Origin of the sequence: Rathayibacter sp. KR2-224 (assembly GCF_049446075.1) — a bacterium.
GTDB lineage: Bacteria > Actinomycetota > Actinomycetes > Actinomycetales > Microbacteriaceae > Humibacter.
This window is the reverse complement of sequence record NZ_JBMSEB010000001.1, coordinates 388,365-404,555: the sequence shown is the minus strand read 5'-3', so window position 1 is coordinate 404,555 and position 16,191 is coordinate 388,365. Positions and strand designations below refer to the sequence as shown.

The window sequence follows — 16,191 nt, the reverse complement described above, 5'->3', positions numbered from 1 at the left end:
GAATCCCCAGCGTCGCGGATGCCATCCCCGTAGATCGCGAAAGGTCATTCGTGTTCATCTTCATCCTTCAGATCCGCCACATGCTCGAAGGGCATGCAGAGGTCTATCTGTTCGCCGTGTACTCGGCCTTCATTTGGTTGATCTGGCTGATCAAGGTGCTGTTGTCACGGCGATACCGGCCGTACGCCGAGCCGTACGAGGTAGGGACAAGCGTCGTCGTACCGGTCGTCGACGAGCCCGTCGACCTGTTCCGCGACGTGCTCGGCCGAATGGTCGAGCAGCGGCCAGGTGAAATCATCGTCGTCATCAACGGCGCACCCAATCCGGCCCTCGTTGAAGTCTGCGAGGAGTTCGCACCGCTTGTGCGGTGGGTGCACACGCCCATCCCCGGCAAGCGAAACGCGGTGATGATCGGCACGAAGTTGTCGAAGGGCGAGATCACCGTGCTCGTCGATTCCGACACCGTGTGGACGCCCGAAGCCCTCAGCGAGCTCGTCAAGCCCTTCGCCGACCAGCGCGTCGGTGGCGTGACCACCAGGCAGCGCATCCTCGAACCGACGCGCAGCTGGATCACGCGATGGGCCGACTGGCTGGAGAACTCCAGAGCCTTGTACTCCATGCCCGCGCAGAGTGTGGTCGGTCAGATCGGATGCCTTCCAGGACGCACGATCGCCTTCCGCCGCTCGATCCTGATGCGCGTCATGGACAAGTTCATGACCGAGAAGTTCCTCGGCGTCTTTCTCGAGGTGTCCGACGACCGCACGCTGACGAACCTCACCCTCAAGGAGGGTTACCGCACCGTCTACCAGCACACGAGCCTCGTCTACACCGACGCCCCGCTGAAGGTGAAGAAGCTGTTCAAGCAGCAACTGAGGTGGGCGCGAGGCAGTCAGTACAACACGCTCCGCATGCTGCCCTGGATGCTCGGCCACGCCCCTCTCCTTGCGTTCTTCTTCGTGACGGACATCCTGTTGCCGTTCGTGCTGTTCGGCGTCATCGCAGGCTGGGTCTACCGAGGGCTGACCGGCCAGGGCGAGAACCTCTACCAGGGCTTCCTTCACGCCTACGGAGTGAAGACCGGAGTCGTGACGATCGTCGTGCTCATGGTGGTGTCGTCCGTCATCAGTATGGCCATCCGCCAGATCAGGCACCTCTCGGAGAAACCGACGGACTTCTTCCGACTGCCGGTATTTATCATCGTGTCGACGTTCTTCCTCATGCCGATCCGACTGCTCGGCTTCTTCCGAATGGCACACGCGAGCGGGTGGGGCACACGTGCCGGCGCGTACGCGGGAGGTCCGACCGAGAGCACCGCTGACGACCTGATCGGTGCGCAGCCCGCGCCGAATCTGCTCCCGGATGCCGTCGGGGGCGTGTCCACGAACACGGCCCTCCAGACGCAGACCCTTACGCGAGCCCAGGTGCAGGGCCGGGTCGCCCAGACCGCGACGGCGTCCAGGCCGGCGCGTCGCAGGCTCAACCCGCTCGCTGCCATCCCGTATCTCGTCGGCTTCGCGATCCTGACCCTGGAGGCGATCTTCCTTGTCTGACAAAGCAGCCACCTGGTGGGCAGAAAGCACCACGCGCTCGAAGGGCACGATCGCGGCTTTCCTCGCCCTGGTCGTCGTCTTGAGCGGCATCTCGTTCTATGTGTGGTCGTCGCCGAGCAACCCCGTCACCCAGGCGGTGGGTTCGGCCGTCACAGCCATCGATCCGGTCGCAGCGCAGAACGCCAAACTGAAGCAGCGTCTTGCGACGGCCCAGGCCGCACTGCAGCAGCAGAAGCAGCTGCTCAGCAACACGAAGAGTGCGTCGGCGACGGCACAGGCGGCTGCCGCAAAGCAGCTCGCCGACGCGCAGCAGAAGGCGAAAGCGGCCGAGTCCGCCCTCGCAGCAGCGACCGCGGCTTCGGCATCGAAGCGGGGGAGCTCGACGGTCAAGGTCGGCGTTCCTGCGCCATCAGGGGGATCCGCCTCCGGGGATGGCGAGGCAGCGGTCTCGATCACGGCGCCCACGAAGAGCGAGCTTCTGCAACCGGCGTCGAGATACTTCGGCATGTACACCGATCAGGCTCCGTTCAACTGGGCCACCCTCGACGCGACGAGCGCGAACATCGGGGTGCAACCCGATCTCGTCGGCTACTTCAGCGGCTGGGACCAATCGTTCAGGGCCAACGCGGTGACGCGCTCGTGGGAGAAGGGACGCCTGCCCATGATGACCTGGGAGTCCAGGCCGATCGACGCGGGCAATGACACGACGTCGGCTCCGGACTATTCACTCCCGAAGATCATCGCGGGCGATTTCGACCCCTACCTGCACCAGTACGCGCGCGACATCGTCTCCACTGGATTGCCCCTCGTGATCAGGCTCGACCACGAGATGAACGGAATCTGGTACCCATGGGCCGAGACCGACGGATCCGGGGCGTCGATCAACGGAAACAACGTGGGCGACTACGTGAAGATGTGGCGCCACGTGCACGACATCTTCCAGCAAGAGGGCGCCAATGACCTCGTCATCTGGGATTGGTCGCCGAACATCGTGAACAACCTGCCCGCGGCTCACAAGGGCCCCGGATATCTGGCTTCGCTCTATCCGGGCGACGACTACGTGGACTGGGTGGGCTTGTCCGGGTACCTGCGGCCGCCTTACAAGGCCGACAACGACTTCACGTTCGACTACACGTTCGGCACCAGCCTCGACCAGCTGCGCGCTCTGACGAAGAAGCCGATCATGCTCTCCGAGATCGGCGCATCCGAAACGGGCGGGCACAAGGCGACGTGGATCACCTCGCTCTTCCAAGCGTTCGGAGATCCGAAGAACGACGACATCCTCGGCTTCGCGTGGTTCAACACCGCGGTCACCTCCTACGTCGAGGGCGTGAGAGCCACCAACGACTGGCGCATCGACTCACGAGCAGACACCCTGGCCGCGTTCATCGCAGGTCTGACCAGACCCGAAGACCGCTTCGATCTCATCCCAGCATCATGAAAGGAACCGTGATGAAGACATCTTCACGCCCGACGCCGGCACCCCGCATCAGCGTGATCGGCACCGGATATCTCGGGGCGACGCACGCAGCGGCGATGGCCGAGCTCGGATTCGACGTCATCGGCGTCGACGTCGATCCGCGGAAGATCCAGGAGCTGAGCGAGGGACGCACCCCGTTCTTCGAGCCAGGCCTGCCCGAATTGATCATGCGACACGTGGCATCCGGCCGCCTGCGCTTCACGAGCGACATCGCGGAGGCGACCGCCCTCTCCGATGTTCACTTCATCTGCGTCGGTACTCCGCAGCAGTCGGGAAGCTTCGCGGCGAATCTCAGCTATGTGGAGGGCGCGGCGCGTTCGATCGCCGAGAACCTCACGCACGACGGCCTGATCGTGGGCAAGTCGACGGTGCCCGTGGGAACAGGAGCGCGACTGCGTGCCATCGTCGCCGACGCGGTACGGGGCGGCATCACCGCCGAGGTGGTGTGGAACCCGGAATTCCTGCGGGAAGGCAAGGCGGTCGAAGACACTCTGTCGCCCGACAGACTGGTGTTCGGCGGCACATCGCCCCGGTCCGAGGCCATCCTGCGCCGCGTGTACGAGAAGCCGATTTCGGCTGGGACACCTGTACTGGTGGCCGACCTGCCCACCGCGGAACTCGTCAAGGTCAGCGCCAACGCGTTCCTGGCCACGAAGATCTCGTTCATCAATGCCATCGCCGAGGTCTGCGACGCCGCCGGCGCAGACGTGACACTGCTCGCGGATGCCCTCGGCCACGACGCACGCATCGGGCGGCGGTTCCTCGATGCGGGGCTCGGGTTCGGCGGTGGATGCCTGCCGAAGGACATCCGTGCGCTCATGCACCGAGCGGGCGAGCTCGGTGTGCACTCTGCTGTCGGGCTGCTCCAGCAGGTCGACGAGATTAACATGGGACGCCGCCAGAGGGTCATCGACCTCGCCCTCGCTGCGTGCGGCGGCTCCGTTCTGAATCGCAAGATCGGCGTCCTGGGCGCGGCCTTCAAGCCGCACACCGACGACGTGCGCGATTCCCCGGCGCTGAACGTCGCCGCTGCGCTGCACCTGCGCGGTGCACAGGTCGTCGTCTACGATCCGCAGGCCGAAGGCACGGCGCGACGCATGTTCCCGACCCTCGCGTTCGAGGACTCGGTGGATGCCGCGATCCGCGACGCAGACCTCACGGTCGTCCTGACGGAATGGCCGGAGTTCGTCGCCATCGACCCGGTTGCCGCCGCACGCATCGTTCGCAGGCGCACCGTGATCGATGCCCGCAACTGCCTCGACAGTCGCGTGTGGGCGAGTGCCGGCTGGTCGGTGAGGGGCATGGGCAGGCTTCCGGAGGCGGCCGCCTATCCCGAAGAGTTCGCCGACTTCGCATCGGCACGTTGACGACCAGAGCACCAGGAGGAATTCCAGTGAGCACACGACCACGCGTAACAAAGGCCGTCATTCCCGCAGCGGGACTCGGCACCAGGTTCCTGCCTGCGACCAAGGCCATGCCGAAGGAGATGCTTCCCGTCGTCGACAAGCCGGCGATCCAATATGTCGTAGAGGAGGCAGTGGCCTCCGGCCTTCGCGACGTCCTCATGGTCACCGGCCGCAACAAGAACGCGCTCGAGAATCACTTCGATCGCGCGACCGAGCTCGAGGACACGCTGGCGCGCAAGGGAGACGTCGACCGACTGGAGAAGATCAACCAGTCGACGGGGCTCGCCGACATGCACTACGTGCGCCAGGGAGATCCCAAAGGCCTCGGCCACGCTGTTCTCCGCGCCAAGATGCACGTAGGCCATGAGCCTTTCGCCGTGCTGCTTGGCGACGACATCATCGACAGCAGAGACAAGCTGCTCGGAAGGATGCTCGACGTTCAGCAGGAGCGCAACACGAGCGTCGTCGCCCTCCTCGAGGTCGATCCCAGCCAGATACATCTCTACGGCGCCGCGGCAGTGGAGGCGACAGATGAGCCGGATGTCGTGCGCATCGTCGGACTCGTCGAGAAGCCCGATCGCGAGCACGCGCCCTCGTGCTACGCCGTCATCGGCAGGTACGTGCTGAGGCCGGAGATCTTCGACATCTTGGAGACGACGGCACCGGGTAAGGGTGGCGAGGTTCAGCTGACGGATGCCCTCCAGGGGCTCGCCGACGGACCCCCCTGGGCAGGAGGCGTGCACGGGGTGATCTTCAGCGGGCGCCGCTACGACACGGGCGATCGCCTGGACTACATCAAGGCGATCATTCAGCTGGCGGCCGATCGCCCAGACCTCGGTCCCGACCTGATTCCGTGGCTCGAGGAGTTCGTCGCCACCATGATCCCCGACGCTGAAGACGCCGGCATCACCGCACGTCCCGAAGAAGCGACCGCGGCGCTCATTTCGTAGCCGCGAAGACGAAAGAAGCGGGCCGCCCCAAGGGGCGGCCCGCTTCTTCATGCGCTTCAGACGCGTGTCACACGCCGTAGTAGAGCTCGAACTCGAACGGGTGAGGACGCTGCGCGAGGGGCTTGATCTCCTTCTCGCGCTTGTAGTCGATCCACGTCTCGATCAGCTCGGGCGTGAACACGTTGCCCGCGGTGAGGAAGTCGTGGTCGGCTTCGAGAGCGTCGAGCACGGCCTCCAGGGTTCCGGGGACCTGCGGAATGGACTTCGCTTCCTCGGGCGGGAGCTCGTAGAGGTCCTTGTCGACCGGCTCGTGCGGCTCGATGCGGTTGCGGATGCCGTCGATGCCCGCCATCAGCTGGGCTGCGAAGGCCAGGTACGGGTTGCCCGAGGCATCCGGCGCCCGGAACTCGATGCGCTTGGCCTTGGGGTTCGTTCCCGTAATGGGGATGCGGATCGCCGCCGAGCGGTTTCCGGCCGAGTACACCAGGTTGACGGGGGCCTCGAAGCCCGGAACCAGACGGTGGTAGGAGTTCACCGTCGGGTTGGTGAAGGCGAGCACGCTCGCCGCGTGCTTCAGCAGCCCGCCGATGTACCAGCGTGCGAGGTCCGACAGTCCGCCGTAGCCTGCCTCGTCGTAGAACAGCGGCTTGCCGTCGTTCCACAGCGACTGGTGCGTGTGCATGCCCGAACCGTTGTCGCCGAACAGGGGCTTCGGCATGAACGTCGCCGTCTTGCCCCATTCCGCCGCAGTGTTCTTGACGATGTATTTGAACTTCAGGATGTCGTCGGCCGCGTGCACCATCGTGTCGAAGCGGTAGTTGATCTCCGCTTGGCCGCCGGTGCCGACCTCGTGGTGCGCACGCTCGAGAATGAGTCCGGCGTCGATGAGCTTCAGGGAGATGTCGTCGCGCAGATCCGCTTGCTTGTCGACGGGGGAGACCGGGAAGTAACCGCCCTTGTACGGGGTCTTGTTCGCCAGGTTGCCGCCCTCTTCTTCACGGCCGGAGTTCCAGGCCGCCTCTTCCGAGTCGACGAAGTGGTATGCGGTGTTCTGCTTCACCTCGTAGCGCACGTCGTCGAAGATGTAGAACTCGGCCTCTGGGGCGAAGAACGCGGTGTCGGCGATACCGGTGGAGGCGAGGTACTTCTCGGCCTTCTTGGCGACCTGGCGCGGGTCCTTGCCATACACCTCGCCGTTGCGAGGGTTGAAGATGTCGAAGACCATCACAAGCGTGCGCTCGGCCCGGAACGGGTCGACGTATGCGGTGGAGACGTCGGGGATGAGCTGCATGTCCGACTCGTGGATCGAGGCGAAGCCGCGGATCGAGGATCCATCGAAGAGCTGCCCGACGGAGAAGAACTCCTCGTCGACGGTGGATGCGGGAATGTTGAAGTGCTGCTGCACACCGGGGAGATCGGTGAATCGGATGTCGAGGAACTTGACGTCCGTGTCCTTGATGAACTTCAGCACCTCGGAAGAATCACTGAACATGTGGTTTCTCCAAGCGAGTGACGGGGAGTCGGTAGGACTGCGCAAGCAGCCGAGGTCAGGCTAGGCTCCGGCCATTTCCCGGCCGTATCGCAATTGTTTCCGGCAGGTTACGCGGACCGCCCGGATAGACTCGGCCGGTGCCCAGCTCCACGACGCCGCCCCGATTCGGCGACCTCGCTCCAAGTCGATACCCGGGCGAACGACTGGGGATGCCCGAGACCGGCTCTGGCTCGGTGGCACGCCCCGGACGGCGCATCCTCGGGCTGCTCATCGACTGGGCGATCGCGAGCCTGTTGTCGTTCGCGTTCTTCCGCTACGACAGTTGGGCCACGCTCGGCCTCTTCGCGCTGCTGCAGTACATTTTCATCCCGACCATCGGGGGGAGCATCGGGCACCGTGTAGTGGGACTTCGGATCGTCGCTCTGAACGGCGGATGGGTCGGCCTGTGGCGCCCGCTCGTGCGCACCGTGCTGTTGTGCATCGTCATCCCGGCGCTGGTCTGGGACTCCGACCAGCGCGGGTTCCACGACAAGGTTGCCGGAACCGTGCTGATGCGCGCCTGAGCCAGCTCTGCGAGCGGCCCGACTCTTCGCGCTGTGCCCGACCCTTCGCGCGCTGCGACTCAGCGAGCGCGCTGGGGGCGAACCTTGAGCGGGTCGACGCCCTTCGGAATGGGCATCTGCGTGCCGAGCGAGGTCAGCCTGTTGTCCACTGCCAGAACCTCCGGCTTCGTCAGCGCGACCTTGATCTTCGCCATACGGCCGGCCAGCTTGTGCAGGGGCACGGCATCCGCATCGGGCCCGACGTTGAAGACGGTGATCGGAACGTTGGGAACGATGCGAGCGACCTTGCGTCGCTCGTCTTCCACCATCCTCCTGGTGCGGGACTCCGGTCCCTCGCCGATCAAGACGACCCCGCCACGTCCGACGGCGCGGTACACCGCGTCGCGGGTGCGGCCATTCACGGCGACGGGCATCTCGCTGCCACGCCACGAGCGTTTCAGCGAGCTGCGCAGGACCGCCCCGACGGCACCGGGCTGGCCCTCGATCTGCGAGTATGCGGCGCGCTCCGCCCGACGGCCGAGTACGAGGATCGCGCCAAGGGCGCCGGCAAGTACACCGGCGACGATCCACAGGACGATCGAGAACACGTTTCCGCCGGTGATCGTCAAGGCGAGAACCACGCCGAGCACGACACCGAGCAAGAGGGTGCCCAGCATGTACCAGGTCGCCCTGGAGTCGTAGCGGCGAGTCATCTGGAACACCTGCCACATCTGCTTGATGCGGCCGGGTTCCTTCGTCGCTGCGGTGTCCTTGCGTGCCATGGTCACCAGGATACCGGCTCAGCAGCGCCCGGACGGCGGGCGCCGACGAGGCGCGCCGACCGTCATCAGACGGCCTGCGCGAAGCCGAGCGAGGCATCCGCCAGAGCTCGGAATTCGTCGGGGATCGTTCGGCCTTTTGCGGTCATCGACTGCGCCCACAGTCGGCCCGCGCGGTACGAAGAACGCACGAGCGGGCCGGCGAGCACGCCGAGGAATCCGACGGCCTCCGCCTCCGCCTTGAGCTCGACGAACTCCTCGGGCCTCACCCATCTGGCAACAGGAAGGTGACGGGGACTGGGACGAAGGTACTGCGTGATGGTGAGGATGTCGGTGCCCGCGTCGTGCAGATCGCGCAGCGCCTCGCTCACCTCGCTTCGCTCCTCGCCCATACCGAGGATCAGGTTCGACTTGGTGATCATGCCAGCATCGCGCGCCTGGGTGATGACATCGAGCGACCGCTCGTAGCGGAACGCCGGCCGGATGCGCTTGAACAGCCGGGGGACCGTCTCCACATTGTGCGCGAACACCTCGGGCTGCGCGTCGAAGACCTGGCGCAGATGCTCGGGGCGGCCGGAGAAGTCGGGAACGAGGATCTCGACGCCGGTCCCTGGTGCCTGCAGGTGGATCTGCCTGATCGTCTCTGCGTACAGCCACGCGCCCTCATCGGGCAGGTCGTCCCTCGCGACTCCGGTGACGGTGGCGTAGCGCAGCCCCATCCGGGACACCGAGTCGCCGACCCTCCTCGGCTCGTCCGCGTCGAAGTCGGCCGGTCGGCCGGTGTCGATCTGGCAGAAGTCGCAACGTCTCGTGCACTGACTTCCGCCGATGAGGAAGGTCGCCTCGCGATCCTCCCAGCACTCGTAGATGTTCGGGCAGCCGGCCTCCTGGCAGACGGTGTGCAGTCCCTCGTCCTTCACCAGGCCCTGTAGCTGTGTGTACTCCGGTCCCATTCGGGCGCGGGTCTTGATCCATTCCGGCTTGCGTTCGATCGGAGTCTCCGCGTTGCGAGCCTCCAGCCGCAGCATCTTGCGTCCGTCAGGCGCTGCGCTCATGCCGCTACTCCTACCACCGAGTCGAAATGCGCCTGCACGATAGGCGCGACATCCTGCGGCGTCACCGTACGGCCGAGAACCTTGGAGATCGTCGTCACCCCGGCGTCGCGGATGCCGCACGCCACGATGTCGTCGTACGGCCGCAGGTCGTTGCTGCAGTTCAATGCGAATCCGTGCATGGTGACTCCGGAGGCGACCCGGATGCCGATGGCCGCGATCTTCGCGTCGGGCCCGTCTGTGGACACCCACACCCCGCTGCGGCCCTCGACACGATGACAGTCGACACCGACCTCGGTGAGCACCTCGATCAGCATGGCCTCGAGCCTGCGCACGTACCCGACGACGTCGATCGGCTCAGGAAGCCGCAGGATGGGGTACCCCACGAGCTGGCCAGGACCATGCCAGGTGATCTTGCCTCCCCGGTCGACGTCGATCACCGGCGTTCCGTCGCTGGGTCGCTCATCGGGTTCTGTGCGTTTGCCCGCCGTGTACACGGGCTCGTGCTCGAGAAGGATGACGGTGTCTGGCGCCCGCCCGTCGACCACGGCAGCGTGCACTGCACGTTGCTGTTCGAGGGCGTCGAGATACGGCACGGAGTTGGCGCTTAGCCCCGTGACGACGTAGTCGATCACCCGCCGAGTCTACGGGTTCCGTCCCTCCACAGTCGGCGCAAACGACCACGCGTGCACACCTCGGACGGCACGGCCTCGGAAGAGCTCTTCCGCGCAGGACGCTTGGTTGCATGGTGCGCAGAAGATCCGGTGGGTTGCACAAGGGCAAGGCCGGGCGGGAGACGGCCGCCCGGCCCGATGCCGTCCGCCCCGCCGTCGTGTGGGATGAACTCGGCGGATACCGGCTGTTGCGCGTGATCGGCCGAGGCGACCACAGCGATGTGTACCTGGGGGCGGACGAAGGCGAACAGGTGGTCGTGAAGGCGTACCACGAGGACGTCGACCGTCAGCGAATCGGGAATGAGGTCGGCGTGCTGGCGAGCATCCGCTCTCCCCATGTGGTGCGGCTGATCGACACATCGCTGACCCCCGGTCGGCCCCCATGCCTCGTACTTGAGCGCCTCTCCGGCGGCACCCTTGCGGACTGGCTTCGAAGCCGGGAGGTCCTGGACACGGGAGAGATCATCACGGCCTCGGTATCCGCGCTGCGAGCGGTACGGGCCGTGCACGCTGCGGGATGGGTGCACGGAGACCTCTCCGCCACGAGCATCCGCTTCGACGAAGTTGGCCGCCCTGTGTTGCTCTCGTTTGGGCACGCGCGGGCCGCGACTCCCGAGGGGCTGGCAGCCGACTGGTCCAGGTGTGCGAACGTCGTCGACGCGATCCTGGCCCGCGCGGAGACCCTCGAACCCGACGAGGTGCGAGCCGTCTCGGCTGTCCTATCGCTGTTGGCCGAGCGCTACGCGCACGAGGGATCCGTGGTGGACGAAGTGGAACTCGCCCTGTTCGCGCTCGGTCCTCCTTCGCCACTCGCAATGCGGCCGGCAGAACGCGGGGCGCTCACCCGCCCACCCGTGCGCTCCTCCACGGACGCGGACTGGAGTTCGGGCGGAGGGGAAGGCGATCAAACGTCTCGAGAATCCGACCGACGTCGGCACTCCTCGCGAGCCCGGTTTCTGAAGGCGGCGGCGATTGCAATGGAGCACGGGGTCGGTGCCCAGGTAGCGCAGCGCGTGCGCGGCCTGGTTTCCGGTCGGAGACGAGCCGTCGCCGTGGGAATCGCTGCCGCCGCCGTGCTTACGGTCGTGGCACTAATGGCAACGCCCAGCGCACCTGCCGGGCACGCCGAGGCGACGGCACCGGCCACGCCGACGATCACGCGCGAGTCAGGCGACGCAAGACCCACGGGGCCCATCACCAGCCCACCGTCCACACCCGCTCCGCGGGGATCTGCGACTTCGGGAGCCGAGGATCCGGTCAGTGCGGCCTTCCGCCTACTGAAAGCGAGGTCCGAGTGCCTGGCGGACCGAGACGCCGCGTGCCTCACGGCAGTGGAGCAGGCTGGCTCGCCGCTTCTCACCGCCGACGGCGCTCTCATCGTCGCCGGCGGCAAGCTGGCACCGGCTCCCGATTTGTCGCGACTGTCATTGGCCGAGACCATCGGTGACGCGGCCCTGATCGCGGTCGCCCCAGAGACGAACACCACCGATGGCGCGACAACTGGCGACGCGGGTGCCAACTCGCGAAGCCCGGAGACGACGAAACCGGCTTCGGTCCTGCTGATCAAGACCGAAGCCGGCTGGCGTCTTCGTGCCCTCTACGAGAGCTGAGGCCAAGCCCCTCGGGTCAGATGCCCAGATCGCCGGCGAAGGCGCCCTCCTCGAGACGGTTCTTGACCGCTACGAGGAAGCGGGCGGCATCCGCACCGTCGACGATGCGGTGGTCGTACGACAGTGCGAGGTAGACCGTGGAGCGGATGGCGATAGAGTCCGTGCCGTCGGCCTGCACGACGACAGGCTTCTTCGTCACGATGCCGGTGCCGAGAATCGCCACCTGCGGCAGGAACACGAGCGGCGTGTCGAAGAGAGCACCACGAGACCCGGTGTTGGTCACCGTGAAGGTTCCGCCTGCGAGCTCGTCCGGCTTCAGCTTGTTGTCCCGCGTGCGCTGCGCCAGGTCTGCGATCTGCTGCGAGAGCTGGGCGAGATTGAGGCTGCTGGCATCCCGCACCACCGGGGTGAGGAGGCCCCGCTCGGTGTCGACCGCGATCGAGATGTGCTCGTGGTCGGGATACACGATGTTGTCGCCGTCGACCGTGGCATTGATGACGGGGTAGGCCTTCAAGGCCTCGGCGGCTGCAAGCGTGAAGAACGGCAGGAACGAGAGCTTCGTGCCTGTCGCCTTCTCGAAGTCGCCCTTCACCTGGTTGCGGAACGAGGCGATCTTGGTGACGTCCACCTCGACGACGGTCGTGAGCTGTGCGGAGTTCTGCATCGAGACGACGGCGCGATCAGCCACCACCTTGCGCAGACGCGACATCGGCTGAACTGTGCCGCGCAGAGGCGACGTCTCCAGCTTCGTGCTCGCCGCTGCGGGAGCGGCGGGTGCACTCGCGGTGGCACCCGCGTTCAGCACGTCCTCCTTGCGGATGCGTCCGCCGACGCCGGTGCCCGTCAGGGTCGAAAGATCGACGCCCTGTTCGTTGGCCAACTTGCGCACGATCGGGGTGACGTAACCGGATCCGGCGTGCGAACCGGATGCCTGCTGGCCGCCTGCAGCAGGGGCCGCGGGCTCGGACGTCGTGGGCGCAGGGGCCGCGGGCGCTGCTGCCGGCGCGGGTGCACTCGGCGCGGGCGCCTGCGGAGCGGCTGGAGCCTGAGCCTGCTGAGGCTGCTCGGAGGCGGCAGGTGGCTGGTCCACGGGCGCTGCCGGGGCGGGTGCCTGCTCCGGGGTCTCAGCGGCTGTCGAAGGAACCTCAGCCTGCTGCGAGACATCCTGCTGCTGCACGGGTGCCGGCGCCGGGGCGGGTGTCGACTGCTGCTCTGCCGGCTGCGCAGGCGCGGGCTGCTGCTCCGCGGGAGCCTCCGTGGGTGCAGCCTGCTGCTCGGCGGCCGGCGCAGGGGCGGCGGCGCCAGCGCTTGAGCCGTCGCCGATCGTCACGAGCGGTGTGCCCACCTCGACCGTCTCGTCCTCCTGCACGAGGATCTGCTCCACGACGCCGGCAACCGGCGACGGGATCTCCGTGTCGACCTTGTCGGTCGACACCTCGAGCAGAGGCTCGTCTACCTCGACGCGGTCTCCCACCTGCTTCAGCCAGCGGGTTACCGTGCCTTCCGTGACACTCTCGCCGAGTGCCGGGAGGCTGACGGATTCGCTCATGACCATGTCTCCTTCAAGAATGCGATTCGTTACGAAAGCTTATTGCAGTGACTACGGCGGTGCCGTGCGTCAGAGGGTGTGAAGCGGCTTGCCCGCCAGGTACAGGAAGGCCTCGCCCAGCGACTCGTTCTGCGTGGGGTGGGCATGGATGAACGGTGCGATGTCCTCCGGGTAGGCCTCCCAATTCACCGCGAGCTGCGCCTCGCCGATGAGTTCGCCTACTCGCGCACCGATCATGTGCACACCGACGATCGGGCCGTCGTTCACCCGCACGACCTTCACAGATCCCGTGGTGCCGATGATCTCGCTCTTGCCGTTCCCGGCAAGGCTGTAGTCGTAGGCGCTCACGTTCTCTTCGCCGTACTGCGCCTCTGCCTTCGCCTGGCTCAGCCCTATGGAGGCGACCTCTGGATCGCAGTACGTGACCTTCGGAATGTTCACGTCGTCGACCACGATCGGGTTGAGACCGGCGATCTCCTCTGCGACGAAGATGCCCTGCTGGAATCCGCGGTGCGCCAGTTGAACACCTGGCACGATGTCGCCAACGGCGTACACGCCATCGACCCCGGTGCGAAGACGTTCGTCGGTGATCACGAAGCCCCGGTCGATGGTGATCCCGGCTTCCTCGTAACCGAGCCCGGCAGTCAGCGGACCGCGACCGACGGCCACCAGGAGCAGCTCGGCATCCACGGTGTCGCCGTTCTCGAGCGTGATCACGACTCCATCGTCGTTCTGCGTGACGCCCTGGAAGCGCACGCCGAGACGGAAGTCGATGCCCCTGCGACGGAACGCGCGCTCGAGGGACTTGCTGATCGACTCGTCCTCGTTGGGCACGAGGTGCGGGAGCGCCTCGATGATCGTCACCTCAGCACCGAACGACTTCCAGACGCTGGCGAACTCCACGCCGATGACGCCGCCGCCGAGCACCGCGACACGCTTGGGCACGAAATCGAGCTGCAGTGCCTGTTCGCTCGTGATGACCCGGCCGCCGACCTCCAGACCGGGCAGGGAGCGCGAGTACGAGCCCGTCGCCAGCACCACGTTCTTACCGACGTAGTCGACGTCGCCGACCCGGACGGTCTTGGGCGCGACCAGGCGCCCTTCGCCCTCGACCGTGGTCACGCCCCTGGCTTTGACCAGACCCTGCAGGCCCTTGTACTTCTTGGCGACGACACCCTCTCGGTATGCGGTAACGGCAGCGATGTCGATGCCCTCGAGGGTCGTCGTGACCCCGAACTTCGCCGAGTCCCGCGCCGCGTCGGCCACCTCTGCCGAGTGGAGCAGCGCCTTCGTCGGGATGCATCCCCGGTGGAGACAGGTGCCTCCGACCTTGTCCTTCTCGATCAGGGCGACGGAGAAGCCGAGTTCGCTCGCGCGCAATGCCGCAGCGTAACCCCCACTCCCGCCTCCCAGAACAACGACGTCGAAGTTCTGCTCAGACACCCATTCACTCCTCGGGTTGGCCGACGGTGGGACGTCACCAACTGCGAGCGAGTGTGTGTCTTCGTACGCAGGAGGCCGTCATGTTGGCAGGCGTTTCCTGCCCATACGACCTTACTACCGAGCTCCGAAGTCCTCGGCCAGGGCCACGAGCGTGCGCACGAGCACACCGGTCGCCCCCTTGCCGGTGTATCCATACGGTGCGCCGTCGTTCTGGGCCGACCCGGCGATGTCGAGGTGGGCCCACGGAACCGCGGGCGCACCTGGCTCATCGGAAGCGCGCCCCACGAACTCCCGCAGAAAGACTCCGGCGAGCAGCATTCCGGCTGCCGTGTTGCCCGGCGTGGCGTTCGTGAGGTCCGCCACCTCCGAGCGCAATCTGGCACGCAACTCCGAAGGGAGCGGCATGGGCCAGACCAGCTCACCCGTGCGATCAGCGGCATCGGTGATCCTCCCGACCAGGTCGTCGTCGCCCATCGCGGCCGAGTAGCGTGTGCCGAGCGCCACGACCTGGGCGCCGGTGAGAGTGGCGATGTCGATCACGGCATCCGGATGCTCCTCTGTGGCGGCGCGGAGGCCGTCGGCAAGAACCAGCCGGCCCTCGGCGTCGGTATTGAGCACCTCGACCCGCGTGCCGCCCCTGATGGTGAGCACGTCGTTGGGCCGGATGGCCGACCCGGACGGCATGTTCTCGGCGATGCACATCCAGCCGGTGACGTGCACAGGCAAGCCGAGTCGAGCGGATGCCACCACCACGGCCAGCACGGATGCCGCGCCCGCCATGTCGTACTTCATCCCGACCATTCCAGCCGGGGGCTTCAACGAGAGACCGCCGGAGTCGAAGGTGATGCCTTTGCCGACGAACGCGACATGCGCAGCTGCGCCCTCGGGCGCGTAGTCGAGTCGCACGAGTCGAGGGGGGCGGGCCGAGCCGTTGCCGACCCCGAGTATCCCGCCGAATCCGTCCTTCTCGAGCTCGGCCTCCTCCCACACCAGCACTTGAACGGGCAGGCCGGCGACGGCCTCGACTGCGGCACGTGCGAGCTCGTCCGGTCCCTGTGCCGATGGCGGCGTATTGACCAGGTCGCGCGTCAGCCGCACCGCACTTGCCATGACCGTGGCACGATGCACGAGGTCGGCCGAAGACTGCGAGCGACCGACGACGACGATCTCGGGGGCCGGCGCGGTGTCGTCCTCGCTGCGTGGCCTGCCTTCATAGACGTAACCGCCGATCGCGGCGCCTTCGAGGATCGCGGAAAGCAGGTCGTCGGATTCCCATCCGGACGCTTCGGATGCCATCTGCCCCTCGTCAGGAACTTGGAGGATCAAACGCTGGTCGCCGCCAGAGAAGCGGGCCGCCGTTCCGGCCGCGGCACGGAGCGCAGGAGCGCTGGCCTCGGGACCGATGCCGACGAGGAGGACGGGGGAGTCGTCGAGTACTCCGGCGGGGAGCCGAACCACCTGATCAGCACCGCCCTTCGCCTTCACCTGAGCGAGCACGTCGCCCGCGTCGCGCCCGAGCGCCACAGGACCGCCGTCGCCGCCACGCACGAAGAGCACGACCACGTCGCCGGTCTCTGGCGCCGGACGGTCGGGGACGACGCTGAGATTGAACGGCACCGAAGGATGAGTGGAGGCGGGCTGACGGCTCGAGGATGGCATGAAGG

13 protein-coding genes are annotated in these 16,191 nt (G+C 66.5%); 6 read left to right on the top strand and 7 right to left on the bottom strand.

The window, feature by feature from the left end:
• Window positions 1-50 precede the first annotated feature (50 nt).
• The 4 genes from ACO2Q7_RS01890 (at window position 51) to ACO2Q7_RS01875 (ending at window position 5,386) form a co-directional block, all read left to right on the top strand.
• Window positions 51-1,550: a glycosyltransferase gene (locus ACO2Q7_RS01890; RefSeq protein WP_423353944.1), complete on the top strand. Its 1,500-nt coding sequence runs from the start codon at window positions 51-53 to the stop codon at window positions 1,548-1,550.
• Window positions 1,543-2,991 (top strand): glycoside hydrolase family 26 protein, encoded by a 1,449-nt coding sequence (locus ACO2Q7_RS01885; protein ID WP_423353943.1) that lies wholly within the window; start codon window positions 1,543-1,545, stop codon window positions 2,989-2,991. The genes ACO2Q7_RS01890 and ACO2Q7_RS01885 overlap by 8 nt, the downstream gene beginning before the upstream one ends.
• An 11-nt stretch (window positions 2,992-3,002) precedes the next feature.
• Window positions 3,003-4,397, top strand: a complete 1,395-nt coding sequence (locus tag ACO2Q7_RS01880) for a UDP-glucose dehydrogenase family protein (RefSeq protein WP_423353942.1) — start codon at window positions 3,003-3,005, stop codon at window positions 4,395-4,397.
• A gap of 107 nt (window positions 4,398-4,504) precedes the next feature.
• On the top strand, window positions 4,505-5,386 hold the full coding sequence (locus tag ACO2Q7_RS01875; protein WP_423355938.1) for a UTP--glucose-1-phosphate uridylyltransferase: 882 nt from the start codon (window positions 4,505-4,507) through the stop codon (window positions 5,384-5,386).
• A 67-nt stretch (window positions 5,387-5,453) separates the two neighbouring features.
• On the opposite strand, the gene glnA is transcribed toward ACO2Q7_RS01875, so the two are convergent.
• Window positions 5,454-6,878 (bottom strand): type I glutamate--ammonia ligase, encoded by a 1,425-nt coding sequence (glnA, locus tag ACO2Q7_RS01870; RefSeq protein ID WP_423353941.1) that lies wholly within the window; start codon window positions 6,876-6,878, stop codon window positions 5,454-5,456.
• 137 nt (window positions 6,879-7,015) lie between these two features.
• Here glnA and ACO2Q7_RS01865 point away from each other — a divergent pair, with 137 nt between their 5' ends.
• Window positions 7,016-7,441: an RDD family protein gene (locus ACO2Q7_RS01865; RefSeq protein WP_423353940.1), complete on the top strand. Its 426-nt coding sequence runs from the start codon at window positions 7,016-7,018 to the stop codon at window positions 7,439-7,441.
• Window positions 7,442-7,500: 59 nt separating this feature from the next.
• On the opposite strand, the gene ACO2Q7_RS01860 is transcribed toward ACO2Q7_RS01865, so the two are convergent.
• From ACO2Q7_RS01860 to lipB, 3 genes are all read right to left on the bottom strand, one after another.
• Complete coding sequence (locus ACO2Q7_RS01860; protein ID WP_423353939.1) at window positions 7,501-8,202, bottom strand: DUF4191 domain-containing protein; 702 nt, start codon at window positions 8,200-8,202, stop codon at window positions 7,501-7,503.
• 65 nt (window positions 8,203-8,267) lie between these two features.
• Window positions 8,268-9,254: a lipoyl synthase gene (gene lipA / locus ACO2Q7_RS01855; RefSeq protein WP_423353938.1), complete on the bottom strand. Its 987-nt coding sequence runs from the start codon at window positions 9,252-9,254 to the stop codon at window positions 8,268-8,270.
• Window positions 9,251-9,886 carry a lipoyl(octanoyl) transferase LipB gene (lipB, locus tag ACO2Q7_RS01850; protein ID WP_423353937.1) on the bottom strand — a complete coding sequence of 212 codons (636 nt, stop codon included), beginning with the start codon at window positions 9,884-9,886 and terminating at the stop codon, window positions 9,251-9,253. The genes lipA and lipB overlap by 4 nt, the downstream gene beginning before the upstream one ends.
• Before the next feature lie 110 nt (window positions 9,887-9,996).
• On the opposite strand from lipB, the gene ACO2Q7_RS01845 reads away from it, so the two are divergent.
• A complete protein-coding gene (locus tag ACO2Q7_RS01845) occupies window positions 9,997-11,535 on the top strand; it encodes a serine/threonine protein kinase (protein WP_423353936.1) in 1,539 nt (512 codons plus the stop codon).
• 16 nt (window positions 11,536-11,551) lie between these two features.
• On the opposite strand, the gene sucB is transcribed toward ACO2Q7_RS01845, so the two are convergent.
• The 3 genes from sucB to ACO2Q7_RS01830 all read right to left on the bottom strand — a co-directional run bounded on the left by sucB (window position 11,552) and on the right by ACO2Q7_RS01830 (window position 16,186).
• Complete coding sequence (gene sucB / locus ACO2Q7_RS01840; RefSeq protein ID WP_423353935.1) at window positions 11,552-13,084, bottom strand: 2-oxoglutarate dehydrogenase, E2 component, dihydrolipoamide succinyltransferase; 1,533 nt, start codon at window positions 13,082-13,084, stop codon at window positions 11,552-11,554.
• Between the two features lie 69 nt (window positions 13,085-13,153).
• A complete protein-coding gene (gene lpdA / locus ACO2Q7_RS01835; RefSeq protein WP_423353934.1) occupies window positions 13,154-14,527 on the bottom strand; it encodes a dihydrolipoyl dehydrogenase in 1,374 nt (457 codons plus the stop codon).
• Window positions 14,528-14,641: 114 nt separating this feature from the next.
• The gene (locus tag ACO2Q7_RS01830) at window positions 14,642-16,186 is read right to left on the bottom strand and encodes a leucyl aminopeptidase (protein ID WP_423353933.1); all 1,545 of its coding nucleotides are present in this window, start codon (window positions 16,184-16,186) and stop codon (window positions 14,642-14,644) included.
• Between the last annotated feature and the right edge of the window lie 5 nt (window positions 16,187-16,191).

Coding starts and splice junctions, on each gene's coding strand:
- ACO2Q7_RS01880 (WP_423353942.1), top strand. CDS start 3,003: ATGAAGACATCTTCACGCCCGACGCCGGCACCCCGCATCAGCGTGATC.
- ACO2Q7_RS01845 (WP_423353936.1), top strand. CDS start 9,997: ATGGTGCGCAGAAGATCCGGTGGGTTGCACAAGGGCAAGGCCGGGCGG.
- lipA (WP_423353938.1), bottom strand. CDS start 9,254: ATGAGCGCAGCGCCTGACGGACGCAAGATGCTGCGGCTGGAGGCTCGC.
- glnA (WP_423353941.1), bottom strand. CDS start 6,878: ATGTTCAGTGATTCTTCCGAGGTGCTGAAGTTCATCAAGGACACGGAC.
- ACO2Q7_RS01830 (WP_423353933.1), bottom strand. CDS start 16,186: ATGCCATCCTCGAGCCGTCAGCCCGCCTCCACTCATCCTTCGGTGCCG.
- ACO2Q7_RS01860 (WP_423353939.1), bottom strand. CDS start 8,202: ATGGCACGCAAGGACACCGCAGCGACGAAGGAACCCGGCCGCATCAAG.
- sucB (WP_423353935.1), bottom strand. CDS start 13,084: ATGAGCGAATCCGTCAGCCTCCCGGCACTCGGCGAGAGTGTCACGGAA.
- ACO2Q7_RS01875 (WP_423355938.1), top strand. CDS start 4,505: ATGCCGAAGGAGATGCTTCCCGTCGTCGACAAGCCGGCGATCCAATAT.